Source organism: Micromonospora sp. CPCC 205539 (genome assembly GCF_036906815.1).
Classification (GTDB): domain Bacteria; phylum Actinomycetota; class Actinomycetes; order Mycobacteriales; family Micromonosporaceae; genus Micromonospora.
This window is the reverse complement of the sequence record NZ_JBAKHW010000020.1, coordinates 1-24,360: the sequence shown is the minus strand read 5'-3', so window position 1 is coordinate 24,360 and position 24,360 is coordinate 1. Positions and strand designations below refer to the sequence as shown.

Sequence of the window (24,360 nt, the reverse complement as noted above, 5' to 3'; positions counted from 1 at the left end):
ACCGTCCATCCTCGGATCCAACGCACCGTAGGCGGCTGGATCCGCTGGGGAGTGAGGTGCACGAGCGATGCCGTGGTGGTCATGGCGCCCCGGTCCCGCCGACGGCGGTGATCCGGAAACCCGGAGCGGGATCACAATGGAGAGCGCGGTCCGGGTCGGGCCGCCGAGCCCTCGCCAGCCGGGGGACGACTGTGCGGCCCCCGAGCGGCCCGTGCGGACCGAGATGCCCGCCACCATCGAGCCGGTGAGCCTGCGCCGGGTCTGTGACGCACTCGATCTGCTGGATGTCCGCTACCTGGCCGACGGTGACGGCAACCTGCTGGCCATGTGGGAGCGGCACGCCGTCCTGGTCGCTCTGGAGGGGCCGGAGGACGAGATCCTGGTGATGCGGGCCCGTCCGCACGCCACCGTGCCACCGGACTGGGCCGACCGGGCCTACCGGGTGGTCAACGAGTGGAACCACACCCGCCGGTTCTGCAAGGCGTACATCGGCGACCCGACCGAGCGCGGCCAGCTGCCGATCTACGCCGAGCTCCAGGTGCCGCTGGGCGCCGGCACCCACGACGCGTTGCTGGTCGAGATGCTCGACTGCGGCGCCGCCGTGGCGACCAGCTTCGTGGACTGGCTGCACGACGAGGGCGCCCTGCTCTGAGGCCACCGCGACCGGGTGCCCCGGCGCGCGCCGTCAGGCGTCGGCGGCTGGGTCCTCCATCACGTTGACCATGAAGTACGCGGCCCGCTCCAGGTAGTCCCAGAGTGCGCCGGCGACCTCCGGCTCCAGGCCGAGCTTGTCCACGGCGTTGCGCATGTGCAGCAGCCAGGCGTCCCGCTCGGCCACGCCGATCCGGAACGGCGCGTGCCGCATCCGCAGCCGTGGGTGCCCGCGCTGGGCGGAGTACGTGTTCGGCCCGCCCCAGTACTGCATCAGGAACAGGGTCAGCCGGTCCGCAGCCGGGCCCAGGTCCTCCTCCGGGTACATCGGCCGCAGCAGAGGATCGGTGGCGACGCCGACGTAGAACTCGTCCACCAGCTTGCGGAAGGTGGGCTCGCCGCCGATCGCTTCGAAGAGAGTCATCGACGCGGCGGGACGGTCGGATTCGCCTGCGGGATTCACCGCTCCATCCTGCCAGGTGCGCTCCGCGTCGGCCCGACCCGGACGCCGTGCGTCGGGTCACGCCGGCCCGTACGGGACGGAGGCGGTGAGCCGGGTCAGGTGACCGCGTGCCGGCGACGGTCGTCACCGGCCTGCGGTGTGGCGTCCGCCGGCGTATCCCCCGAGGTCGGGCCGGGGGGCGGCTCGGCGTTGCCCGCGGCCGCCGCCGCGATCGCTGCGTCCACCGTCTCCTGGGCCGGCCAGCGCAGCGCGACCACCAGCATCAGCAGGACGCCGGCCGCGCTCCAGACCCCGACCACCTGCGGAATGGCGAACCGTTCGGCGAGCAATCCGGTGATCATCACGGCGCAGCCCTGAATGACCTGCACCCCGGTGGCCATCACGCCGAAGGCGCGCGCCCGGAACTCACTGGGCAGCGCCTGGACGAACAGCCCGTTGGCCATCGGCATCATGCCGGCGACCGCGAACCCGCAGAGGGCAGCGAGCAACGCCACCACCAGCGGCGGCGGGTCGAGCAGCGCCGGCACCAGCGCCAGCGGGGCGAGCACCGCGAGCGGTCGCATCAGCGCGAGCCGGCGGGCCGGGCCGAACAGCCGGCTCACCAGCAACCCGCCGAGGATGAAGCCGATCGGGTTGGCCATCATGATCACGGCCTGTGCCATCCCGGCGCTCAGGCCGCCGCTGCCGTCCTCGTTGGCCCAGCCCGCGGCCAGCCCTTCGGGGACGATCAGGAACAGCACGGTGCTGAACACCAGGACCGCGATGGCCCGCAGCACCGGGGTGCCGAACACGATCCGGAACCCCTGGCCGGTCTCCCTGAGCAGGTGACTGCGGTGCGCGGAGGTCATCACCGGGGCCCGGTCGCGGACGCCGAAACGGACCAGCAGCGCAGAGGCGCCGAAGGTCAACGCGTTGACCAGCAGCGCGAGAACCGGATTGATCGCGGCGACCGCGGAGCCGAGCAGGTAGCCGACGACCTGGGCGGCCTGGCTGACGCTGCCGTTCAACGACAACCCGACGACCAGCCGGTCACCGGTGAGGATCTGCGGCATCAGCGCGGACCGCGCCGCCTGGCTCGGCGGGTTGGCCAGCGTGGCGGCGAAGATGAGCACCAGCAGCGCCTGGACCGGCAACTGCGGGATGGCGATGAGCAGCATCAGCGCCATCCGGATCAGGTCACACGCCACCATCACCCGCCGGTACGGGTACCGCTCGGCCAGCGCGGCGAGGAGTGGGCCGCCGACCAACCAGGGCAGGTAGCTCACCGCGAAGGCGGCGGCGGAGAGCGCGACGGACTTGGTCTCCTGGAAGACCAGCAGGGTGACGGCGGCCTTCGCGACGTAGTCGCCGACCCAGGAGAACGCGCTGGCCGTGAGGACGGCCCGGAACTCACGCTGGGCGAACACTTCGCGGAAGGTGGACGGGGCCTCCGCGGGAGGTCGCTCGTCGGGCACCGTCGCCTCCATCGGCCCCCGGGGGCGGCTGCTCATGACAGCTCGGCCGGGAACTCTCGTCAGATCTCCGGATCAGCGAGGATGTGATCACGCTTTGGCGGGACCAGGTGCCCCGAATTCTGCCCGATCGTCTGACAACTAGCTAGGGCGAACGGATCGTTCGTCGCATCCCCGACTGAACGAACGGACGATACCTGAGGGGCCGGCCGGCCCGCGACCCCTCCGGATCGTCCGGTGGTGCCGCCCGGGTCAGGTGGCGCCGCCCTGACCGGTCTCGCCCTCGGCGAGGGGCCGTTCCGGCAGCCCGGGGAAGCGGCGACCGGCGGCGATCTGCGCGGTGATGCCGGAGTTCTCCAGCGCCTCGGCCAGGCGCCGGCGCAGCTCCCGGGCCACCGCGAACTGCCCGTCAGCGGTCGTCTTCACCACCGTGCGGATCACCGCGCCGTCCACTGTCATCTGCTCGACGCCCAGCACCTCGGGTGCCTCCACGATCTCCGACGACAGCTCCGGGTCCACCGCCACCGAAGCCGCCGCGGTCCGCAGCACGGCGGTGGCCTCCTCGGTGCCGGAGAAGCCGATCGGCAGGTCCACCACCACCAGTGCCCAACCCTGGCTCTTGTTGCCCACCCGGATGATCTCGCCGTTGCGGATGTACCAGAGCACGCCGCGACCGTCGCGCACCGTGGTGACCCGCAACCCGACCGCCTCGACCATGCCGGTCGCCTCGCCCAGGTCGACGTTGTCGCCCACGCCGTACTGGTCCTCGATGAGCATGAACAGGCCGGCGATCAGGTCCTTGACCAGACTCTGCGCACCGAAACCCAGCGCGACGCCGGCGATCCCGGCGCTGGCCAGCAACGGAGCCAGGTCGAAGCTGAACTCGCGCAGGATCATCAGCAGGGCGATGCCGAAGACGAACGCGGTGGTCATGCTGCGCAGCACCGAGCCGATCGCCTCGGCCCGCTGCCGCCGCCGTTCGGGCACGAACTCGGTCGGGTCGACCGGAGCGGTGGGCACCCGTTCGCGCAGCGGCCGCAGCAACGTCGGTACGGCGCCGTCGGTGGTGGTCCGGACCAACCGGTCGATCGTCCGGTGCAGCGCCCAGCGGGCCAGCATCGCCACCGCCACGATCACCAACACCCGCAGCGGCTTGAGCAGGATCCAGTAGCTGCCCTCGGCGAACCAGGCCGAGTGGGTCATGTCGAAGAGCCATTCGCAGGAGGAACTTCCCTGACAGTCCGGCGGCGCGGCGGTGGACAGGGCGAGGGGGATCAGACCGGTGGCACTCACCCTGTCTTCGTACCGCAACGGGCCGGTCCGCCCGCCGCCGACCCACCGGCCGGGTGACCTGCCGTGGAGGGCGTGGCCGGATCGGGGCGAACCGGCCATCGTGACAGGTGCGGGAAAGAGCTTCCTGAGGGACCCCGGATTAGTACGTGCAATCCGGGGTCCGATCAGGGACTATTGGCGCAACGGACGTCGGTGATCGGCCCGGCGTCGACCGTGTGGGCCGTCGTGCCCGGCCCCGGTCGGCGGCGGTTCGCAGCAGCCGCTGAACCGGGAGGGTGAGCGCGATGCCTGACATACGACCCACGGTGGGCTCCGGCGCGCTTGTCCTCAACGCCACCTATGAGCCGCTGTGTGTCGTGTCGGTGCGCCGCGCCGCGATCCTCGTCCTCACCGCCAAAGCCGTGTGCGTCGCCGATGGTGATGGCATCCTGCACAGCGCGCGGGACACGCTCCCGGTGCCGTCGGTGGTCCGGTTGACCCGCTTCGTCCGGGTGCCCTACCGCACCCACGTCGGGCTGTCCCGGCGGGCGATCTTCGCCCGGGACGGGTGGCGGTGCGCCTACTGTCGGGGCCCGGCCGAGACCATCGACCACGTCTTTCCTCGCAGCCGGGGTGGCCGGCACGCCTGGGAGAACGTGGTCGCCGCGTGTGCCCGGTGCAACCACACCAAGGGCGACAAGACCCCGGCCGAGTTGGGTTGGCGGTTACACGCGCTGCCCGCCGCGCCGAAGGGGACCGCCTGGCGGGTGCTCGGCCACCGCGCCCCCGACCCCCGCTGGGCCGACTGGCTAGACCTGAGAGAACCCGAAGCCGCCGCCTGAGGCCTCAGGGCCCGATGGCTCCAGGCGCTGATGGCCCGCGTCAGGGTTTGCGGGAGCCCGACCCGCGCAGGGATCAAGCCTGACCGCCCGGAGCGGGTCGGGCTCCCGCAAACCCCCACCTCAACCACCCCGAGCCTTGACCAACGAAGCGAACACCACGACGTTGTCCGAGTAGCCGGTCTCACCGCCGACCCACCGGCCGCCGCAGGTGATCAGCCGCAGGCTCGGTCGGCTGAAGTCGCCGTACACCTGCTTCACCGGCAGTTGGCCCTTGTCGAACCGCTGCACCGAGTCCACCTCGAAGATCGCCACGGTGTGATCGGTTCGGGTGACCTCGATCTGGTCGCCGTCGCGCAGGTCCCGCAGTTCGTGGAAGACCGCCGGCCCGGTGGTGGTGTCCACGTGCCCGACGATGACCGCCGGGCCGTACTGCCCGGGTGTGGGGCCCTGGTCGTACCAGCCGGCCTCCTGGGCGCGGGCCGCGTCCGGCACGGCGATGGTGCCGTCCTGTGCGATGCCCACGTCGTGCACCGGCGCCCGCAGGTCGAGTGTGCGGATGGAGAGACCGACCGGGCGGCTCGCCGGCAGCACCGGGAACTTCTTCGGTGGCTGGCGAAAGCCGGCACTGAGCTGCTCCGGCAGTATGCGGATCCCGGTCACCTGCTCGACGCCGAGCATCGCCACGATCAGCACCATCAGCGCGGCGACGGCCAGCACCGGCACTCCCGGGCCGGTGCCGAACCGGCTCCGAGCCAGCGACGCCCCGGCGGGGCGACGCGGCAGCGGTCGGGCGGCCGGGTCGGTGGTGGCGACGCTGGCCGACACCGCCTGTCCGGCGACCCGGCGGAGCCGACCGGACGCCCGGGCGACGAGGCGGCCGGTGGCGCGGAGTGCCGCCCCGGCCCGGGCACCACGGTCCGGCCGCGCACGCGCGGAAGATCGGCTCATGGGTGGTCCGGTTCAGGACCCGGCCCCGGTCCGCCGCCGGCCGCCGGCCATGCCGAGCGCGACCGCGGTGGCCACCAGCGCCACGCCGCCGAGCACCAACAGTGAGCCGGTACCCCGGCCGCCGGCCGTGCCGCCGCCGCCGGTCGCCGGTCCCTTGCTGGGCGAGGCCATGTTCAACACGGTCAGCATGGTCGAGGCCGTCTTGCCGTCCTGGCAGCGCAGGTCGACCGGGTAGTCGCCGGGCTCCTTGTTGCCCGGGATGGTCACGTCACCGGTCAGGTCGCCCTTGTCCGGTTTGAGCACCACGTGCCCGAACGCGTCGGAGTGCACGTTGGCCTGCCGGTTGTTGTCGGTGTCGCAACTCGCCCGGATGTGGACCCGGCTGCCGGCCTGCGTGCTGTTCGGCGTCACCTCGACGAAGGTGTTGTCACCCGCGCGCGCTGGCGCGCCCGACATCAGGACGAACGCCCCGACCAACCCCACCAGTGTCAGGGCTGCCGAGAACGCGCGGTTGATCGTGCGAAGACCCTGCATGAATTCCCCCTACCGGCGACAACCGCCGGAACCCTCCCCTGGGCACCCGCGCTGCTTTCCCGCTGGCCTCGGGGCAAACCCGCAGGGCGGTCACGCGCGGGGTCGGTCAGCGGCGGCGGGGGGTGCCGGCAGCCGGGGGCGGGCTGATCGGCTGCCAGTCCAGCGGGGAGGACAGGACCATCGTGCTGGACGGCTGGCCGTACGGGGCGAGCCGGTCGATGACCGCCTCGAACTCACCGATCGAGCCGGCCGCCACCTTGAGCACGCTGCACGCGTCCCCGGTGATCCGGTGGATCTCCAGGATCTCCGGCCAGCCGGCCACGGTGGGGTTGTGCAGGATGCACCGCGTGCCGTAGCAGGACATCCGGATCAGCGCGACCACGGTGCGGCCGGCCCGGGTCAGGTCGACGTGGGCGTGGTAGCCGGTGATCACCCCGGCCTCCTCCAGCCGGCGGACCCGTTCGGCGACCGCCGGTGGGGACAGGTGCACCCGCCGGGACAACTCGCTGAACGACAGGCGCGCGTCAGCCTGCAACTCACGCAGCAGCGCCCAGTCCATGTCGTCCACGCTCAGACCTTACGTTCGTGAACCGTATTCGCACAGTTGCCTCTGGTTCGTCAGTTGAACGCGGCAAGAGCCGTTGAACCGGCATTCCGAAGGCCGTTCCGACCGCGAGATCATGACCTCGGCCAGTCCTGGGGAGGGAGACAGATGGTGGACCAGACGGAGCGGCGGGCGCCGAACCGCCCCGCCACAGTGCGCCCGGTGACCCCGCGGCAGCGGGCCGCCCGCGCGGCACGCAACGGCGGCGAGCCGACGTTGGAGTTCGCCGAGCTGGTGCCGTACGACGCGTACGTGCAGGCCACCGCCCTGCACCAGTTGCAGCAGCCGCTCAGCGACGACCCGGGTGAGATGTCCTTCCTGATGGTCAGCCAGATCATGGAGCTGTACTTCGGGCTGACCTGCCACGAGCTGCGGGAGACCCAGCGGCTCGTCCGCGCCGACCAGATCTGGGAGGCGTTGGCGCCGCTGCGCCGGGCCGCGCTGCACCTGGAGGGGCTCAACGCCGCCTGGCAGGGCCTGCGCTGGATGAGCCCGGCCGACTTCAACCGGTTCCGCAACCTCCTCGGCGAGGGCTCCGGCTTCCAGTCGGCGATGTACCGGCACCTGGAGTTCCTGCTCGGGCTGCGCGATCCGGCGCTGATCCGGCCGTTCCGGCGGCAGACCGAGGTGCACGCCGCGCTGAGCGAGGCGCTGGCCACCCCGAGTCTCTGGGACGACGTGCTGGCGCTCCTCGCCCGACGCGGCTTCGACCTCCCCGACGACCTGCTGAGCCGGGACGTGGCGGTGGAGCACGACCCGCAGCCCGCGGTCGAGGCGGCCTGGGTGCGGATCTACGCCGACAACGGCCCGGACAACCACCTGCGGATGCTCGGCGAGGCGCTCAGCGCGGTCGCCGAGGAGTTCGGCGACTGGCGGTGGAACCACGTGAAGGCCGTGCAACGGACAATGGGCGCCAAGGTCGGCAGCGGCGGCTCCGCCGGGTTGGCGTGGCTGCAGCGCAGCATGGCCCGGGTGGTCTTCCCGGAGCTGTGGTCGGCCCGCACCGCGATGTGACCGGAGAGCGAGACATGCACACCCCTGAACAAGAGGCGCGTCGCCTCGACGAGGCCGACCCGGGCCACCGGCACCTGTTCCACGTGCCGCCGGCCGACGGTGGCAGCCACCCCGAGTCGGCGTACCTCGCCGGCAACTCGCTCGGCCTGCAGCCCCGGGCCACCCGTGACGAGCTCCTCGCCGACCTGGACGCCTGGCGGCAGCTCGGCGTCGAGGGGCACCTGGAGGCGGAGCGGGCCTGGCTGCCGTACCACGAGCTGTTGACGGCGCCAGCGGCCCGACTGGTCGGCGCCCGCCCCGCGGAGACCGTGGTGATGAACTCGCTCACGGTCAACCTGCACCTGCTGATGGTCAGCTTCTACCGCCCGGCCGGCGCCCGCACCCGCATCGTCATCGAGGATGCCGCGTTCCCGTCGGACAGCTACGCGGTCCGCAGCCAGGCCCGGTTCCACGGCCTGGACCCGGACGACGCGGTGGTCCGGCTGCGCCCGCGCCCCGGTGAGGACGCGCTGCGCACCGAGGACGTGACCGGTTACCTGGCCGCCGAGGGTGACCGGGTGGCGCTGGTGCTGCTCGGCGGGGTCAACTACCTGACCGGTGAGCTGCTGGACATTCCGGCGATCACGGCCGCCGGCCGGGCGGCCGGAGCGGTGGTCGGCTGGGACCTCGCGCACGCCGTCGGCAACGTGCCGCTGGCCCTGCACGACTGGGATGTCGACTTCGCCGCCTGGTGCTCCTACAAGTACCTGAACGCGGGGCCGGGCGCGCTGGCCGGTGTCTTCGTGCACGAGCGACACCTCGGCGACCCCGATCTGCCCCGCTTCGAGGGCTGGTGGAGCACCGCGGCGGCGACCCGGTTCGAGATGACCCCGGTGTCCCGGCCACCGTCCACCGTGGAGGCGTGGCAGATCTCCAACCCGCCGATCTTCGCGATGGGCCCGGTGCGTACCTCGCTGGAGCTGTTCGACGCGGTCGGCATGCCGGCGCTGCGCGCGCGCAGCCTGCGGCTCACCGGCTGGTTGGAGCACCTGCTCGACGAGGTGACCGCCGATCGGCCGCTGAGCGTGGTCACCCCGCGCGACCCGGCCCGGCGGGGTTGTCAGCTCTCGGTGCGGCTCGCCGCCGGCAGCGCCGCCGAGCTCACCAAGCGGCTGCGGCACGAGCATGGCGTAATCGCCGACGCCCGGGAGCCGGACGTCGTCCGCTTCGCCCCGGTGCCGCTCTATTCGACGTACCACGACTGCTGGCGGGCCGCGACCGCGCTCGCCGCGACCGTCGGGGAGGTGGCCCCATGACCGCGCGCCGCGACGAGATCGCGATCATCGGCGCCGGCCTCGCCGGCTGCCTGGCGGCCTGCTTCCTGGCCCGGCGCGGCTACCCGGTGGCCCTCTACGAGCGTCGGCCCGACCCGCGCACCGGCACGGCGGAGCGGGGCCGCTCGATCAACCTGGCGCTCTCCGAGCGCGGCCTGGACGCGCTGCGCCGGATCGACCTCGCCGATCAGGTGATGACCGACGCGCTGCCGATGCGCGGTCGGATGATCCACCCGGTCGAGGGGGAGCCGCAGTTCCAGTCGTACAGCGCGGCCGGCGACCGGGCGATCAACTCGATCAGCCGGGGCGCGCTGAACAACGCCCTGCTGGACGCCGCCGCCGCGCTGCCGGGGGTGCGGATCGTCTTCGACCACCGCCTGGTCGGGCTCGACCCGACCGACGGCAGCCTGAGCTTCGACACTCCGCAGGGCCCGGTCACCGCGAAGTCGTCGGTGGTGCTGGGTGCCGACGGTGCCGGCTCCGCGGTGCGCGGGCAGTTGCTGGCGTACGGGTCGCTGCGCGAGAGCGTGGACCTTCTCGACTACGGCTACAAGGAGCTGACGATCCCGGCGCTGGGCGGCGACTTCGCCCTCGATCCGGACGCGCTGCACATCTGGCCGCGTGGCACCTCGATGATGATCGCGCTACCGAACCCGGACCGCTCCTTCACCTGCACGCTGTTCTGGCCCAACGAGGGCGCCGGGAGCTTCGCTGCGCTGGACAGTCCGGCGGCGGTCGAGGAGCACTTCGTCCAGCACTATCCGGATGTCATCGGACTGGCACCGAACCTGGTGGACGACTACCAGCACAACCCGGTGGGCGTGCTCGGCACCGTCCGCTGCACACCGTGGCAGGTCAACGGCACGGTCGGCCTGCTCGGCGACGCGGCGCACGCCATCGTGCCGTTCTACGGCCAGGGCGCCAACTGCGCCTTCGAGGACGTGGTCGAGCTGGACCGCTGCCTGGACGAGTGCGCCGACGACTGGTCGGCGGCATTGCCGCTGTTCCAGCGGCGGCGGCAGGAGAACGCGGAGGCCATCGCGCAGATGGCGCTGACCAACTTCGTGGAGATGCGGGACAAGGTCGCCTCCCCGGTCTTCCAACTCGGCCGCCGGGTCGAGCACGCACTGGAACGGGCGCTGCCCGGCCGGTACGTTTCCCAGTACGAGCTGGTGTCCTTCTCCACCACCCCGTACGCCGAGGTGCGTCGCCGCGTCCGCCGGCAGCACCGGGTGCTCGGCGTGCTCGCCGGTGGGGCCGCGCTGGTGCTGGCCGGCGCGGTCAGCGCGCTGCTCGGCCGAGGGAGGCGTGGATGACCGGCACCTGGGACCCTCTGCTGATGGCCGGCCGTGCGCCGGCCGGGCCGGGACGGTTGCGCAACTTCGTGGCGGGCGAGTTCGTCGACGGTGGGCAGACGTTCACGAAGTCCAGCCCGGTGACCGGCGAGCCGGTGTTCGAGGTGGTCGAGGCGTCGAAGTCCACGGTGGACGACGCGGTCGCCGCCGCCCGGGCCGCCCTGCGCGGGCCGTGGGGCCGGATGGGCGAGCGGGAACGCGCCGAGGTGCTGCGCCGGGTCGCCGACGAGCTGGAACGTCGCTTCGACGACCTGGTCACCGCCGAGGTGGCCGACACCGGCAAGGCCATCGCCCAGGCCCGTACGCTGGACATTCCGCGTGGCGCCGCGAACTTCCGGGCCTTCGCGGAGATCGTGGCGACCGCGCCGACCGAGTCGTTCACCACCGTCACTCCGACCGGTGGCCGGGCGCTCAACTACGCGGTCCGGAAACCCGTCGGCGTGGTCGCGGTCATCGTGCCGTGGAACCTGCCGCTGCTGCTGCTCACCTGGAAGGTCGCCCCGGCGCTGGCCTGCGGCAACGCCGTAGTGGTCAAGCCCAGCGAGGAGACGCCCGCCTCGGCGACGCTGCTCGCCGAGGTGATGGCCGCCGCCGGAGTTCCGGCCGGAGTGTTCAACCTGGTGCACGGGTTCGGCCCGGAGTCGGCCGGCGAGTTCCTCACCCGCCACCCCGACGTGGACGCGATCACCTTCACCGGCGAGTCGGCCACCGGCGGCGCGATCATGCGCGCCGCCGCGGACGGGGTGAAGGCGGTGAGCTTCGAGCTGGGCGGCAAGAACGCGGGCTTGGTCTTCGCGGACGCCGACCTGGACGCCGCGGTGGCCGGCTCGGTACGGTCCAGCTTCACCAACGGTGGGCAGGTCTGCCTCTGCACCGAACGGCTCTACGTGCAGCGTCCGGTCTTCGAGGAGTTCACGGCCCGGCTGGCGAAGCGGGCCGGTGAGCTGGCGTACGGCTGGCCGGCCGACGAGGCGACGGCGAACATGCCGCTCATCTCCCACCAGCACCGGGCGAAGGTGCTCGGGCACTACGACCTGGCCCGCGCCGAGGGCGCCGAGGTGCTCACCGGCGGCGGCACGCCCACCTTCGGTGACGCCCGCGACGGTGGGTCGTACGTGCAGCCCACGGTGCTCACCGGGCTCGGCCCGGACGCGCGCACCAACCGCGAGGAGATCTTCGGCCCGGTGGTGCACGTCGCGCCGTTCGACACCGAGGACGAGGCGTACGCCCTCGCTAACGGCACCGAGTACGGCCTGGCGGCGACGGTGTGGACCCGCGACGTCGGCCGGGCCCACCGGGCCGGCACTCGGCTGGACGCCGGCATCGTCTGGGTCAACACCTGGTTCCTGCGTGACCTGCGGACCCCGTTCGGCGGGGTGAAGGCGTCCGGCATCGGCCGCGAGGGCGGCGTGCACTCCCTCAACTTCTACTCCGAACTCACCAACGTCTGCGTGGACCTGTCGTGAGCCGTCGCAGCGAGGAGCGGGCATGAATGCTGACATCGAGGCCGCCAACCGGGAGCTGGCCGACGCCCGCAGCAGCGGCAAGCCCTGCCCACCCCTGCGGGGCCGGCTGCTGGCCGAGGGGGACGTCGAGTCCGCGTACCGCGTGCAGCAGCTTCAGGCGCGGGCCTGGCAGGGCCGCGGCGAGCGCCGGGTCGGCGCGAAGATCGGGCTGACCTCCCGAGCGGTGCAGGAGACCTTCGGGGTGTTCCAACCGGACTTCGGCATGCTGACCGACGCGATGGCGGTCGGCGACGGCGTCGAGGTGGACATCGACCGGCTGCTCCAGCCGCGGGTCGAGGCGGAAATCGCGTTCGTGCTCGACAAGGACCTGGCCAACCCCCAGATCACCACGGTCGACCTGATCCGGGCCGTCGACCACCTGCTGCCGGCGATCGAGATCGTCGACTCGCGGATCGCCGGCTGGGACATCTCCATCGTGGACACCGTCGCCGACAACGCCTCCAGCGGGCTCTTCGTGCTCGGCACCACACCGCGTCGGCTCGCCGACGTCGACCTGCGGCTCTGCGGGATGGTGCTGGAGCACGCGGGGGAGCCGGTGTCGGTGGGCGCGGGTGCGGCCTGTCTCGGCAACCCGTTGCACGCCCTGCACTGGCTGGCCAGCACCCTCGCTCGCGCGGGCGACCCGTTGCGCGCCGGGGACGTGGTGCTCTCCGGAGCGCTCGGCCCGATGGTGCCGGTCACCCCGGGCGCCGCGTACGAGGCACGGATCTCCGGGCTCGGCTCGGTGCGGACATCCTTCAGCGACAGGGGCGGCCAGTGACCACTAACGTGGCGGTGCTGGGATCGGGAAACATCGGCACCGACCTGATGATCAAGGTGCTGCGGCTGAGTGACAGCCTGCGGATGGTGGCGATGGCCGGCATCGACCCGGCGTCCGACGGTCTCGCCCGAGCCCGTCGGCTCGGCGTGGCCACCACCGCCGACGGCGTCGACGGCCTCGTCGCGATGCCCGAGTTCGCCGACGTCGAGCTGGTGTTCGACGCCACCTCGGCCGGCGCGCACCAGCGCCACGACGAGGTGCTGCGCGCGCACGGCCGCACCGTGGTCGACCTCACCCCGGCGGCGCTCGGCCCGTACGTGGTGCCGCCGGTCAACCTGGACGAGCACCTGCACGAGGCCAACGTCAACATGGTGACCTGCGGCGGGCAGGCGACCGTACCGATCGTCGCCGCGGTGCGCCGGGTGACCCCGGTGGCGTACGGGGAGATCGTCGCGTCGATCGCCTCCCGCTCGGCCGGTCCGGGCACCCGGGCCAACATCGACGAGTTCACCGAGACCACGGCCCGGGCCATCGAGGTGGTCGGCGGCGCCGAGCGGGGCAAGGCGATCATCGTGCTGAACCCGGCGGACCCGCCCCTGCTCATGCGGGACACCGTCTACTGCCTCTGCCCGGACGCCGACGCCGACACCGCGGCCATCGCCGCCTCGGTGGCGGACATGGTGGCGACGGTGCAGGAGTACGTCCCCGGCTACCGACTCAAGCAGGACGTGCAGTTCGACCGGGTCGAGGCGTACCTGCCGACGCTGGGCCGGCACCTCACCGCGCTCCAGGTGTCGGTCTTCCTGGAGGTCTCCGGCGCGGGGCACTACCTGCCGGCGTACGCCGGAAACCTGGACATCATGACCTCCGCCGCACTGCGTACCGCGGAGCGGCTGGTCGCGCTCCGGGCCGTCCGGCGCCTCGCGCCGACCCAGGACACGGGAGTGCCGGCATGACCGACCTGTACATCCAGGACGTGACGCTGCGCGACGGCATGCACGCCATCGCCCACCAGTACACCGTCGATCAGGTCCGCACCATCGCCGCAGCCCTGGACTCCGCCGGCGTGGCCGCCATCGAGGTGGCGCACGGCGACGGGCTCGCCGGCTCCAGCGTCAACTACGGCCACGGCGCGGCCAGCGACGCCGAGTGGATTTCCGCAGCCGCCGAGGTGTTGACCACGGCGAAGCTGACCACCCTGCTGCTGCCCGGCATCGGCACCATCGCCGACCTGAAGGCGGCGAAGGCGCTCGGGGTGACCAGCGTCCGCATCGCCACCCACTGCACCGAGGCCGACATCTCCGCCCAGCACATCTCCTGGGCCCGGGAGAACGGCATGGACGTGGCCGGGTTCCTGATGATGTCGCACATGTCCGACCCGGCCGGGCTGGCCGGGCAGGCCAAGCTCATGGAGTCGTACGGGGCGCACTGCGTCTACGTCACCGACTCCGGCGGCCGGCTGCTCATGTCCGACGTGGCGCAGCGGGTCGACGCGTACCGCCAGGTCCTGGCCCCGCAGACGCAGATCGGCATCCACGCTCACCACAACCTGTCGCTCGGGGTGGCCAACAGCGTGCTCGCCGTCGAGCATGGCCGGGTCACCGGGTCCGCGCCGGTCGGCCCCGACGCGGTGCACGGCCGGACCGTCCGCGTCGACGCCTCCCTCGCGGGCATGGGCGCGGGCGCCGGAAACGCTCCGCTGGAGGTCTTCGTCGCGGTCGCCGAGCTGTACGGCTGGAAGCACGGCTGCGACGTGTTCGCGCTGATGGACGCCGCCGACGACCTCGTCCGCCCGTTGCAGGACCGGCCGGTCCAGGTGGACCGGGAGACGCTCTCCCTGGGGTACGCGGGGGTCTACTCCAGCTTCCTGCGGCACGCCGAGCGGGCCTCGGCGAAGTACGGCGTCGACGTCCGGTCGATCCTGGTCGAGCTGGGTCGGCGCCGGATGGTCGGCGGCCAGGAGGACATGATCGTGGACGTGGCGCTGGACCTGGCCGGTAAGGGGCAATCGTGATTGGCGTGGACACCGCGGGTATCGCGGCGAAGCTGGGCGCGGCGGCGGACACCGCCACACCCGTCTCGCAGCTCGCCGCAGAGGTCGGGCTGGACGTGCCGACCGCGTACGGCGTGCAGGCGGCGCTGGTGCAGCGTCGGCTGGACTCCGGCGAGCGGCTGGTCGGGCTCAAGATGGGGCTGACCAGTAAGGCGAAGATGGCCCAGGTCGGCGTGGACGAGGTGATCTGGGGGCGGCTCACCGACGCGATGCGGGTGCCCGACGGTGGCACCGTGGACCCGGCCGCCTACATCCACCCCCGGGTCGAGCCGGAGGTGGCGTTCCTGCTGGACCGGCTGCCCGAGCCGGGCGAGCCGGTCGGCGACTTCGCCAGCGCGGTCCGCGCGGTCGCCCCGGCCATCGAGCTGATCGACTCCCGGTACGCCGACTTCCGCTTCTCGTTGCCGGACGTGATCGCGGACAACACCTCGGCCGCCGCGTTCGTCATCGGGCCCTGGTCGCCGGTGCCGGCCGGGCTGGACAACCTCGGTGTGCTGCTGGAGGTCGACGGGCGGGTGGCGCAGGTCGGCTCGACGGCGGCGATCCTCGGGGACCCGCGCCGGGCGCTCGACGAGGGCATCCGATTGGCCGGCCGGTACGGCGTCCGGATGCAGTCCGGCTGGGTCTTCCTGGCCGGCGCCGCCACGGCGGCCGTCCCACTCCGTCCCGGCGCCCATGTCCGTGCCGTCGTGGAGAAGCTCGGCACCGCGTCGCTGCGGGCGTCGTCGTGAGCGGCGTCGTGGCGGGAAAGGCCGTCCCGCGGGGGGCTTTTCCGCACGTCAAGGTGGCCGGTGGCTTCGTCTTCGTGTCCGGTACGTCGTCCCGGCGGGCCGACAACAGCTTCGCCGGCGTCGAGGTGGACGGGTTCGGGACGACGAACCTCGACATCCGGGTGCAGACCCGGGCGGTCATCGAGAACATCGGGGACCTGCTGCGCTCGGTCGGCGCCGACCTCACCGACCTCGTCCAGGTGACGTCGTACCTGGTCAACATGAATGACTTCGGTGGTTACAACGAGGTGTGGGCGGAGTTCTTCGACGCGTCCGGACCGACTCGGACCACCGTGGCGGTGCACCAGTTGCCGCACCCGCACCTGCTCATCGAGATCCAGGCCGTGGCCCTTCTTCCCTCGGGAGGTCAGTCGTGAGTGAGATCGCCGAGCCGTTCAGCTTTCCGGGATGGATCGCGGACAACCAGCACCTGTTGAAGCCCCCGGTGGGCAACAAGGAGATGTTCCCCGGCGGGGACGACTTCATCGTGATGGTCGTGGGCGGGCCCAACCAGCGCACCGACTTCCACGTGGACCCGTACGAGGAGTTCTTCTACCAGGTCAAGGGCAACATGCACATCAACCTGATGACCCCGGAGGGGCCGCGCACGGTGCACGTACGCGAGGGTCAGATGTGGATGCTGCCGCGCAACACCCCGCACTCGCCCCAGCGGCCGGAGGTCGGCTCGATCGGTGTCGTGGTGGAGCGGGTCCGCGAGGAGGGCACCCTGGAGACCTTCCAGTGGTACTGCCCCGACTGCGGGCACAAGGTGCACGAGGTCGAGCTGCAGGTCCGCGACATCGCCGCCGACCTGCCGCCGGTGTTCCAGGCGTTCTACGCCGACGAGGCGGCCCGCACCTGCGCCAGCTGCGGCACGCTGCACCCGGGCAAGGGCTGATGCGCCCAGGCGTGGTCGACGTGCACACGCACGTCGTACCCAAGGGATGGCCGGACCTCGGCGCAGCGTGCGGCGGGTCCGGCTGGCCCTGGCTTCGGGTCGACTCCGAGCGGGCCGCGATGATCATGGTGGGGGAGACGGAGTTCCGCCCGGTCGGGGCCGAATGCTGGGACGCCTCGACCCGCCTGGCCGACATGGACGCCGACGGGGTGGCCGTGCAGGTGGTCTCGCCGACACCGGTCTTCTTCAGCTACGACCGCCCCGCCGACCAGGCGGTGAAGGTGGCCCGGATCTTCAACGACCTGACCCTCGAGGTGACCGCGGCCGGCGGCGATCGGCTGGTGCCGTTCTGCCAGGTGCCGTTGCAGGACCCGGACGCCGCGTGCGCCGAGCTGGACCGCAGTCTCGCCGCCGGGCACGTCGGCGTGGAGATCGGCAACCACGTCGGCGACCGGGACCTCGACGACGCCGGTGTGGTCACCTTCCTCCAACACTGCGCCGAGGTGGGCGCGCCGGTCTTCGTCCACCCCTGGGACATGCCGGGCGGGCCTCGACTGGATCGGTGGATGGCGCGTTGGCTCACCGGGATGCCCGCCGAGACGCACCTGTCGGTGCTGGCGATGATCCTGGGTGGGGTTTTCGACCAGGTGCCGGAGACGCTGCGGATCTGCTTCGCGCACGGCGGCGGCAGCTTTCCGTTCTGGCTCGGCCGGGCCGACAATGCCTGGCACCGCCGCGGCGACCTGATCCGCGGCGCGTCCTCCGGGCCACCCAGCAGCTATCTCGACCGGTTCCACGTCGACTCGGTCGTGTTCGCGCCGCCCGCGCTGCGGCTGCTCGTGGACACCATGGGGGAGGACCGGGTGCTGGTCGGCAGCGACTACCCGTACCCGTTGGGCGAGCGACCGGCCGGCGCGGTGGTCCACGCGGCCGACTTCCTCACCGACGACCAGCGCGACAAGCTGCTCTCCGCCAACGCCCTGCGCTTCCTCCACGGCTGATGCCCGCCGCCCGGTGCTGGCCGGCTACCCTCGCCCACCTCGTCCGACCGGCGAGCTACGTGGGGCCGGACGGACTGGCGGCCGACTCCGTGGCCCGGCGGGATCCGGGGCCATCGAGGGTCGCTGGCGGTGGACGCCGGCGATGTCGGTCCGTTCCCGATCGTCGGCGCGTGACGAGTGCACCTGGAACCGGCGGCGGGCAGGATGACGGCATGGCCGAGCCGCACGACCTGACCGCGTTGGAGCAGGCCGCCGCCGTCGCACGCGGCGAGCTCTCCAGCGTCGAGCTGGTCGAGCACCACCTGCGTCGGGTGGAGGCGCTCGGCGACACCGTGGGCGCGTTCGTCACGGTCACCCCCGAGCTGGCCCGCGAGGCCGCCCGCGCAGCGGACGCGGTGCCCGCCGAGCAGCGCGGCCCGCTGCACGGCGTGCCGACAGCGATCAAGGACCTCACTCTCACGGCCGGGGTCCGCACCACCTTCGGCTCAGCCGCGTTCGCGGACTTCGTCCCGCCGGTCGACGCCGACGTGGTCCGGTTCATCAAGGCTGCCGGCCTGGTCAGCCTCGGCAAGACCACCACCTCCGAGCTGGGCTGCTCGCTCTACTCGGAGGGCCGGGTCGCGCCCCCGGCCCGCAACCCGTGGCAGTTGGCGTACACCGCCGGTGGGTCCAGCGGTGGCTCGGCCGCCGCGGTGGCGGCCGGGCTGGTCCCGGTCGCCCAGGGCTCCGACGGTGGCGGCTCGGTGCGCATCCCCGCGTCGCTGTGCGGGCTGGTGGGCTACAAGCCCAGTCGTGGCCTGGTCTCCGGCGGGCCGCTCGGCTCCGGTGCGTTCGGTCTGCCCACCAGCGGGCCGCTCGGCCGGACCGTCACCGACGTGGCGGCACTGCTCGACATCATGGCCGTCCCGGTGGCCGGCGAGCCGTACCTGCCGCCGCCCGCGCCGCCCGGCGGCTACCTGGCCGTCGCCCGTCGGGCTGCGCCCGGCCGACTGCGGATCGGCCGGTTCACCACCCCGATGCTCGCCGACGAGCCGGTGCACCCCGACTGCGTGGCCGCCGTGGACCGGGCCGCGGCGCTGCTCACCGCCGCCGGCCACGAGGTGGTCGAGGTGCCGCCGCCGCTCGGGCCGCAGGCATGGCCGCTGTTCGAGATCCTCTGGTACGTGCTGGCGCTCGCTCCGGTGCCGGCGCAGCGGGAGGCGGAGCTGCTGCCGCTGACCCGGCTGCTGCGGGCCCGGGGCGCCGAGATCTCCGCCGGCACGCTGGCCGCCACCCTCGGCGAGTTGCAGGCGCAGGTCCGCCTCGGCGCGCAGCGCACCGCCGGCTGCGACCTGCTGCTCTGCCCCACCCTGGCCGCCCCGCAGGCACCCGTCGGCTGGTTCACCGCCGACGGTGACCCGGCGGCCGACTTCGACCGACAACGTCGCTTCTCGCCCTACTGCGCGATCTTCAACGTCACCGGCGAACCTTCGGTCTCCCTGCCACTGGGCGTGACCACCGACGGCCTGCCCGTCGGGGTGCTGCTCACCGGCCGGTACGGCGACGACGTGCGGCTTATCGCGACTGCTGCGCAACTGGAGAACTCCAGTGACGGATGGGATCGGCACCCCGCGATCTGGCGGGCCGTCGACTCCGCTAACGTGAATGGCGACGGCGTCGGGCGTTCCACATTGTGATCATCCATCCGACCCGGTTGTTCGAGGTCCTTCTTCCGCCTGGGGGCGTTGGGATTGTCTGTTACCGAGACGTTGCTGGTCTTCGTCGGCATCCCGGCAGCCGCGGTGCTGGTGATCGCCGGCCTCGCGTACGCGGGTAGCCGAGGTAGTGGTGGCGGCGGCGGTGGTGGCGCCAAGCGTTACCGGCCCGGCCGACCCTTCGACTTCACTCCGGTCTGGTTCCTGGGCCGTCCGGAGCAGCTGGCCGACTCGGCCGGCACCGCGCTGGCGGCGGGCGCGCAGGCGCCGGCGCTGACCAGCCACAAGCTTGAGCAGGCCAGCGTCGAGGCGCCGGCCGGTGGAACCGGAGGCGCAAGTGACCGTTGGTGAGGAGCAGGCCGGGACGGACACTCCGCCCGAGGTGCTGGACGGGCCGTTCTCGACCCGCCAGCTGCTGCGCATCGACGAGGCGCTGCGCCTTGCAGACCAGGGCACGGGCCTGGTCTTCTCGGTCTTCGTCGGTGGCCTCGACGAGCCGATCCGGGAGCACGCCCAACGGCTGCACCGTCAGCTCGCCGAGCCCGACAAGTCGGTGCTGATCGCCGTGTCGCCCAACCAGCGTCGGCTGGAGGTCGTCACCGGGCGGTACGCCCGTAAGCGCATCCCCGACACGTACGCCAAGCTGGCCGCGCTCTCGATGGCCGGCGCGTTCAGCGGGGGCGACCTGGCCGGCGGCATCATCAACGGCCTCGACCAGCTCGCCAGCCACGCCGGCAAGGGCTGACCCACCCGTACGACGAAGCCCGGCCCACGTGTGTGGGCCGGGCTTCGGTCTGTCCGGGGGCTGTCTCAGCGCGGCCAGGCGCTCGGGTCCGACCTCATCGGCCACGGCTCGTCCACGGTCACCGCGTCGTCCGGACCGATGGTGCCGATCAGGTCGTGGTGCACGTCGGCGGGCAGGTCGAACAGGTCCTGCTCCCGCCACGCGCGCGCAGGGGGCCGCCATCCGTCGGTCGGGTGTGCCATCACGTCCACCTCCTTCCGCAACGCTAACGGCCCGGGGCCGGCGCGGGCGTACACCCACGCCGGCCCCGGGCCGCGTACTCGGTGGTCAGCCCTGCTGGGCGTCCTTCGCGCGGGCCTTGAGCGCCCGCACCACGCCGTCGCGGCCCTCGGCCACCAGTCGGCGCAGCGGGCCGGGGTGCCCCTCGCCGGCCAGCCACGCGTCGGTGGCGGCCACCGTGTCGTCCTCCACCAGGTAGGCCGGGTACGCCAGCTGGGTGAACTCCTGCGCCGGCTCGCTGTCCCGGGTGGCCCACACCTGACCGACCGCCGGGAAGTACCGCTCCCGGTACGGTGCGACCAGCTCGACCTGCGTCGGGTGGCTGAAGCCCTGCAACAGCGCCCGGTGTCGCCAGTTGGGCAGCGCGTCCGGGCCGGTCAGCAGCGCCCAGACGGCGGCCTTGTTCTCCGCCGTCGGCACCAGCGCGTGCACGTACGCGGCCTCCCGCTCGCCGCTGGCGGTGCGGTCGTTGGCCAACTCCGCCTCGATCTCGGCGGTGCCGGCCGCGCCGTTGGCCACCAGCGACCCGAGCACCGACCAGCGCAGCTCGGTGTCCACGGTGAGCCCGGCCGGGATGCCGGAGCCGTCCAGCCAGCCGCGCAGCGTGGCCAGGTCCTCCTCGGACCGGGCCGCCGAGGTGTACGCCCGGGCCCAGGCCAGCTGGAACCCGCTGCCCGGCTCGGCGGCGGCGAGCGCGTCCCGGGCCGTACGGGCCAGGTCGGCCCAGCCGGTCGGCGCCCAAGCCGGGTCGGCGTAGAGGGTGATCGCGGTGGTCGCCTGCCGCAGGGTGGCGGTGACCAGGTTGATGTCGGTCTCGGCGGGCAGCCCGGCCAGCACCAGCGCCACGTAGTCACGGGCCGCCAGCTCGCCGTCGCGGATCATGTCCCATGCGGCGGTCCAGCAGAGTGCTCGGGCCAGCGACGACTCGAAGCCACCGATGTGCTGCACCACGGTGGCCAACGACCGGTCGTCGAGGCGCATCTTGGCGTAGGTCAGGTCGTCGTCGTTGAGCAGCAGCACGTCCGCAGCCCGGACGCCGGCCAGCTCGGCGAGGTCGGTGCGCTCGCCGGTCACGTCCACCTCGTGCCGCTCGCGGCGGACCAGCCGCCCGTCGGTCAGGTCGTACAGGCCCACGCCGATCCGGTGCGTCCGCAGCGTCGGGTACGCGGCCGGTGCCTCCTGCCGGATCACCACCTGCTGGTACGTGCCGTCGGAGCCGATCGTCACCTCCGGGCGCAGCGTGTTGACCTGCGCGGTCTCCAGCCACTGCGCGGCGAACTTGCGCAGCTCCCGGCCGGAGGCCGCCTCCAGCTCGGTCAGCAGGTCGTCGAAGGTGGCGTTGCCCCAGGCGTGCTTGCCGAAGTACGCCCGCAGCCCGGCCACGAACGGCTCCTCGCCCACGTACGCGACGAGCTGCTTGAGCACGCTCGCGCCCTTGGCATAGGTGATGCCGTCGAAGTTGACCTCGACGGCCTCCATGTCCGGCATCTCGGTGTAGACCGGGTGGGTGGAGGAGAGCTGGTCCTGGCGGTAGCCCCAGTTCTTGCGGATCGACAGGAAGGTCGTCCACGCCTCGGTGAACCGGGTCGCGTTGGTGTTGCACCAGTGGCTGGCCCACTCGGCGAACGACTCGTTCAGCCACAGGTCGTTCCACCAGCGCATGGTGACCAGGTCGCCGAACCACATGTGGGCCAGCTCGTGCAGGATCGTGTTGGCGCGCTGCTCGTACTCGAAGTCGGTGACCTGCGAGCGGAACAGGTAGTGCGACTCGGCGTGCGTCACGCAGCCGAAGTTCTCCATCGCGCCGGCGTTGAAGTCGGGCACCCAGAGCTGGTCGTACTTGGGCAGCGGGTAGCGCACGCCGAACTTCTCGTGGAAGAAGTCGAAGCCCTGCTTGGTGATCAGGAACAGGTTGTCCGAGTCCAGGTAGGCCGCCATCGACGCCCGGGAGAACACCCCCAGGTCGATGCCGTCGTGCGTGGTCCGCACCTCGTGGTACGGACCGGCGCAGAGCGCCGTGATGTAGGTGCTCATCTTGGGCGACGTGGTGAAGTGCAGGGCCTTGAGCCCCTCACCCGCCGACTCCTCACGCTGCACCGGCATGTTGGACACCGCACGCCAGTGCGCCGGCACCACGGCGTGCCAGGTGTAGACGCTCTTCAGGTCGGGCTGGTCGAAGCAGGCGAACACTCTCTGCGCGTCGGCCGTCTCGAACTGGCTGTAGAGGTAGGTCTCGCCGTCCACCGGGTCGACCGTGCGGTGCAGACCCTGCCCGCTGCTGGAATAGCCGAAGTCGGCGTCGACCACCAGGACGTTGTCACTGGCCAGCCCGGACAGGGTCAGGCCCTTCTCGGCCGACCAGTCGGACAGGTCAACCGGCGCGCCGTTCAGGGTGGCGGAGCGCACCGAGTCGGCGGCCACCTCGATGAACGTGCTCGCGCCCGGCTCGGTGCAGCGGAACCGGACCTCGGTCGTCGACCGGAACGTGCGGCCGTCGGCCGCCAGCACAGCGGTCGACAGGTCCAGACTGATGTCGTACCCCGTCACATCGAGCAGTCGGGCCCGCTCGGTCGCCTCGACCTGGGTCAGGTTGCGCACTCCCGGCACTGTTCGTCTCCATCCCACATCTCGCCGTACGCCCGGCGGCGCCCGTCTGCCGACCGCTCGTGACGGCTGGCCCGGAACCGAGTCTTCCATGTACCGCCAGCCTGCGGTGGCCGAGGTCACGCTCTCATTCACGTGCCGCTCGACGCGTCGCGGGGTGAAGATCGAGGAGACGCGCCGGACTGCCGGCGTACCCCTGCCTGAAGGGATCTCACTGTGACCGAACGTGTCGCCGTGGACATGTGGTTCGACCCGGCCTGCCCGTGGGCGTGGATCACGTCCCGCTGGCTGCTCGAGGTTGAGCAGGTCCGGGACGTGGACATCCGCTTCCACGTGATGAGCCTGGCCGTGCTCAACGACGGCCGGGACCACCTGTCCGAGGATTACAAGGCGTTTCTGCGTACCGCCTGGGGGCCGGTGCGGATCTGCATCGCCGCCGAGCAGCGGTACGGCAGCGACGTCCTGCGCCGGCTCTACACCGCGCTCGGCAACCGGATCCACCTCGACAAGGAGGAGCGGGGTCCGGAGCTCTACGTCGCCGCGTTGACCGAGGCCGGCCTGGACCCGGCGCTGGCCGAGGCCGCCGACAGCACGGAGTACGACGAGGCGCTGCGGGCCAGCCACGAGGCCGGCATGCGCCCCGTCGGGCAGGACGTCGGCACTCCGGTCATCCACGCGCCCGGCCCGGACGGCAGCCAGGTCGCGTTCTTCGGCCCGGTCGTCACGCCGCGACCGAAGGGCGAGGCCGCCGGCCGGCTCTGGGACGGCGTGCTGCTGGTCGCCGGCACGCCGGGCTTCTACGAGCTCAAGCGCAGCCGCGACCTGGGCCCGATCTTCGACTGACCCACGACCATCAGCGCCCCCGTTCGGACAGCGTCGGCTGCCCGTGCGGGGGCGCGTCGCGTCGGGCGGCGGCGGTACCTGTCGAGGGTCGAAAGCGATCACTGCGTCACCGGCGGGCAGGGGACCTCGTTTCCCTCGGTGTCCGCCGAGCGACCCGCTGGGCCGCGTACCCGCAGTTCGTGGAGGCAATACCGATGGCCAAGCACCGTGCGTCCGGTGACGATCAACTGACCCTGCAGGGGGTGATCGAGACTCCCGGCGCGGCCTACTGGTCGGTCGACGACTCCCGCTGGCCGACGGTTCGCCCCGATCTCCCCGCCGACCTGGTGGATCTCCTCGCCCCGCCGATCGTGGTCGGCGTGGCTCGGGTGCCGGTCACCTCGCGCCTGACCCCGCCGACGTCGCCCGCCGATGCCGCGCTGGCCGTGTCGCCTATCGACGCCTCGTCGGCCGGCGGGCTCGAGCTGGCGGGATCGACCGACCCCGTCGTGACCGTACCCCTGACGCTGTCGGCCGCCGGGGCGGCCAGTCTCCCGACGCCGCCGACCGGAAGCGCCCAGCTCGAGCCGCCCGCGCCGCCCGTGGTGTCGGCCCCCGTGCCGCCGTCGGCGGCCGCGCCGGCCGAGCCCGCGCCGCCTCCGCCCGCCCCGGCCGCTCCTCGCCCGGTGCCGACGCCGCCGCTGAACCCACGGCCCGTCCCCACGCCGCCCCACGAGCCGCGCCCTGTGCCGGGCCCGCCC

At 72.4% G+C, this 24,360-nt stretch carries 26 protein-coding genes; 18 read left to right on the top strand and 8 right to left on the bottom strand.

Annotated features, from left to right (window positions below):
• Window positions 1-67: 67 nt before the first annotated feature.
• On the top strand, window positions 68-652 hold the full coding sequence (locus tag V6V47_RS18895) for a YbjN domain-containing protein (RefSeq protein WP_334629594.1): 585 nt from the start codon (window positions 68-70) through the stop codon (window positions 650-652).
• A gap of 33 nt (window positions 653-685) precedes the next feature.
• Here the strand turns inward: V6V47_RS18895 and V6V47_RS18890 are convergent, their stop codons facing one another.
• The 3 genes from V6V47_RS18890 to V6V47_RS18880 form a co-directional block, all read right to left on the bottom strand.
• On the bottom strand, window positions 686-1,114 hold the full coding sequence (locus tag V6V47_RS18890) for a globin (protein WP_442934262.1): 429 nt from the start codon (window positions 1,112-1,114) through the stop codon (window positions 686-688).
• 95 nt (window positions 1,115-1,209) lie between these two features.
• Window positions 1,210-2,580 carry an MFS transporter gene (locus tag V6V47_RS18885; protein WP_334629701.1) on the bottom strand — a complete coding sequence of 457 codons (1,371 nt, stop codon included), beginning with the start codon at window positions 2,578-2,580 and terminating at the stop codon, window positions 1,210-1,212.
• Window positions 2,581-2,817: 237 nt separating this feature from the next.
• On the bottom strand, window positions 2,818-3,858 hold the full coding sequence (locus V6V47_RS18880; RefSeq protein ID WP_442934261.1) for a mechanosensitive ion channel family protein: 1,041 nt from the start codon (window positions 3,856-3,858) through the stop codon (window positions 2,818-2,820).
• 284 nt (window positions 3,859-4,142) lie between these two features.
• On the opposite strand from V6V47_RS18880, the gene V6V47_RS18875 reads away from it, so the two are divergent.
• On the top strand, window positions 4,143-4,679 hold the full coding sequence (locus V6V47_RS18875) for an HNH endonuclease (RefSeq protein WP_334629591.1): 537 nt from the start codon (window positions 4,143-4,145) through the stop codon (window positions 4,677-4,679).
• 120 nt (window positions 4,680-4,799) lie between these two features.
• On the opposite strand, the gene V6V47_RS18870 is transcribed toward V6V47_RS18875, so the two are convergent.
• The 3 genes from V6V47_RS18870 to V6V47_RS18860 all read right to left on the bottom strand — a co-directional run bounded on the left by V6V47_RS18870 (window position 4,800) and on the right by V6V47_RS18860 (window position 6,729).
• Window positions 4,800-5,627, bottom strand: coding sequence for a class F sortase (locus V6V47_RS18870; protein ID WP_334629590.1), 828 nt, complete (start codon window positions 5,625-5,627; stop codon window positions 4,800-4,802).
• Between the two features lie 12 nt (window positions 5,628-5,639).
• Window positions 5,640-6,161, bottom strand: coding sequence for a hypothetical protein (locus V6V47_RS18865; protein WP_334629589.1), 522 nt, complete (start codon window positions 6,159-6,161; stop codon window positions 5,640-5,642).
• A 106-nt stretch (window positions 6,162-6,267) separates the two neighbouring features.
• A complete protein-coding gene (locus V6V47_RS18860) occupies window positions 6,268-6,729 on the bottom strand; it encodes an Lrp/AsnC family transcriptional regulator (RefSeq protein ID WP_334629588.1) in 462 nt (153 codons plus the stop codon).
• Between the two features lie 147 nt (window positions 6,730-6,876).
• On the opposite strand from V6V47_RS18860, the gene V6V47_RS18855 reads away from it, so the two are divergent.
• The 14 genes from V6V47_RS18855 (at window position 6,877) to V6V47_RS18790 (ending at window position 19,894) form a co-directional block, all read left to right on the top strand.
• Complete coding sequence (locus V6V47_RS18855) at window positions 6,877-7,779, top strand: tryptophan 2,3-dioxygenase (RefSeq protein WP_334629700.1); 903 nt, start codon at window positions 6,877-6,879, stop codon at window positions 7,777-7,779.
• 14 nt (window positions 7,780-7,793) lie between these two features.
• Entirely contained in the window at window positions 7,794-9,074 is a 1,281-nt protein-coding gene (gene kynU / locus V6V47_RS18850) for a kynureninase (RefSeq protein ID WP_334629587.1), read from the top strand.
• Window positions 9,071-10,408 (top strand): FAD-dependent oxidoreductase, encoded by a 1,338-nt coding sequence (locus V6V47_RS18845; protein ID WP_334629586.1) that lies wholly within the window; start codon window positions 9,071-9,073, stop codon window positions 10,406-10,408. The genes kynU and V6V47_RS18845 overlap by 4 nt, the downstream gene beginning before the upstream one ends.
• A 23-nt stretch (window positions 10,409-10,431) precedes the next feature.
• Window positions 10,432-11,913, top strand: coding sequence for a 2-hydroxymuconic semialdehyde dehydrogenase (locus V6V47_RS18840; RefSeq protein WP_334629699.1), 1,482 nt, complete (start codon window positions 10,432-10,434; stop codon window positions 11,911-11,913).
• Window positions 11,914-11,935: 22 nt separating this feature from the next.
• Window positions 11,936-12,733, top strand: coding sequence for a 2-keto-4-pentenoate hydratase (locus tag V6V47_RS18835; RefSeq protein ID WP_334629585.1), 798 nt, complete (start codon window positions 11,936-11,938; stop codon window positions 12,731-12,733).
• Window positions 12,730-13,689 carry an acetaldehyde dehydrogenase (acetylating) gene (locus V6V47_RS18830; protein ID WP_334629584.1) on the top strand — a complete coding sequence of 320 codons (960 nt, stop codon included), beginning with the start codon at window positions 12,730-12,732 and terminating at the stop codon, window positions 13,687-13,689. The genes V6V47_RS18835 and V6V47_RS18830 overlap by 4 nt, the downstream gene beginning before the upstream one ends.
• A complete protein-coding gene (gene dmpG, locus V6V47_RS18825; protein WP_334629583.1) occupies window positions 13,686-14,747 on the top strand; it encodes a 4-hydroxy-2-oxovalerate aldolase in 1,062 nt (353 codons plus the stop codon). The genes V6V47_RS18830 and dmpG overlap by 4 nt, the downstream gene beginning before the upstream one ends.
• Window positions 14,744-15,517 carry a 2-keto-4-pentenoate hydratase gene (locus V6V47_RS18820; RefSeq protein ID WP_334629582.1) on the top strand — a complete coding sequence of 258 codons (774 nt, stop codon included), beginning with the start codon at window positions 14,744-14,746 and terminating at the stop codon, window positions 15,515-15,517. Before dmpG ends, V6V47_RS18820 begins: the two co-directional genes overlap by 4 nt.
• Window positions 15,514-15,933, top strand: a complete 420-nt coding sequence (locus tag V6V47_RS18815; protein ID WP_334629581.1) for a RidA family protein — start codon at window positions 15,514-15,516, stop codon at window positions 15,931-15,933. The genes V6V47_RS18820 and V6V47_RS18815 overlap by 4 nt, the downstream gene beginning before the upstream one ends.
• Window positions 15,930-16,454: a 3-hydroxyanthranilate 3,4-dioxygenase gene (locus V6V47_RS18810; RefSeq protein WP_334629580.1), complete on the top strand. Its 525-nt coding sequence runs from the start codon at window positions 15,930-15,932 to the stop codon at window positions 16,452-16,454. The genes V6V47_RS18815 and V6V47_RS18810 overlap by 4 nt, the downstream gene beginning before the upstream one ends.
• Window positions 16,454-17,455, top strand: a complete 1,002-nt coding sequence (locus V6V47_RS18805) for an amidohydrolase family protein (RefSeq protein ID WP_334629579.1) — start codon at window positions 16,454-16,456, stop codon at window positions 17,453-17,455. Before V6V47_RS18810 ends, V6V47_RS18805 begins: the two co-directional genes overlap by 1 nt.
• 212 nt (window positions 17,456-17,667) lie before the next feature.
• Complete coding sequence (locus V6V47_RS18800) at window positions 17,668-19,131, top strand: amidase (RefSeq protein ID WP_334629578.1); 1,464 nt, start codon at window positions 17,668-17,670, stop codon at window positions 19,129-19,131.
• A gap of 54 nt (window positions 19,132-19,185) precedes the next feature.
• Entirely contained in the window at window positions 19,186-19,500 is a 315-nt protein-coding gene (gene ctaJ, locus V6V47_RS18795; protein ID WP_442934260.1) for an aa3-type cytochrome oxidase subunit CtaJ, read from the top strand.
• Complete coding sequence (locus V6V47_RS18790) at window positions 19,487-19,894, top strand: DUF5130 family protein (RefSeq protein ID WP_334629577.1); 408 nt, start codon at window positions 19,487-19,489, stop codon at window positions 19,892-19,894. The genes ctaJ and V6V47_RS18790 overlap by 14 nt, the downstream gene beginning before the upstream one ends.
• Window positions 19,895-19,959: 65 nt before the next feature.
• On the opposite strand, the gene V6V47_RS18785 is transcribed toward V6V47_RS18790, so the two are convergent.
• Both V6V47_RS18785 and pepN read right to left on the bottom strand, forming a co-directional pair.
• The gene (locus tag V6V47_RS18785; RefSeq protein ID WP_334629576.1) at window positions 19,960-20,136 is read right to left on the bottom strand and encodes a hypothetical protein; all 177 of its coding nucleotides are present in this window, start codon (window positions 20,134-20,136) and stop codon (window positions 19,960-19,962) included.
• An 85-nt stretch (window positions 20,137-20,221) separates the two neighbouring features.
• The gene (gene pepN, locus V6V47_RS18780; RefSeq protein WP_334629575.1) at window positions 20,222-22,771 is read right to left on the bottom strand and encodes an aminopeptidase N; all 2,550 of its coding nucleotides are present in this window, start codon (window positions 22,769-22,771) and stop codon (window positions 20,222-20,224) included.
• Between the two features lie 222 nt (window positions 22,772-22,993).
• On the opposite strand from pepN, the gene V6V47_RS18775 reads away from it, so the two are divergent.
• The gene (locus tag V6V47_RS18775) at window positions 22,994-23,620 is read left to right on the top strand and encodes a mycothiol-dependent nitroreductase Rv2466c family protein (protein WP_334629574.1); all 627 of its coding nucleotides are present in this window, start codon (window positions 22,994-22,996) and stop codon (window positions 23,618-23,620) included.
• Window positions 23,621-23,814: 194 nt separating this feature from the next.
• Window positions 23,815-24,360: hypothetical protein (locus V6V47_RS18770; RefSeq protein WP_334629573.1), on the top strand; the 546-nt coding region annotated here is incomplete at its 3' end.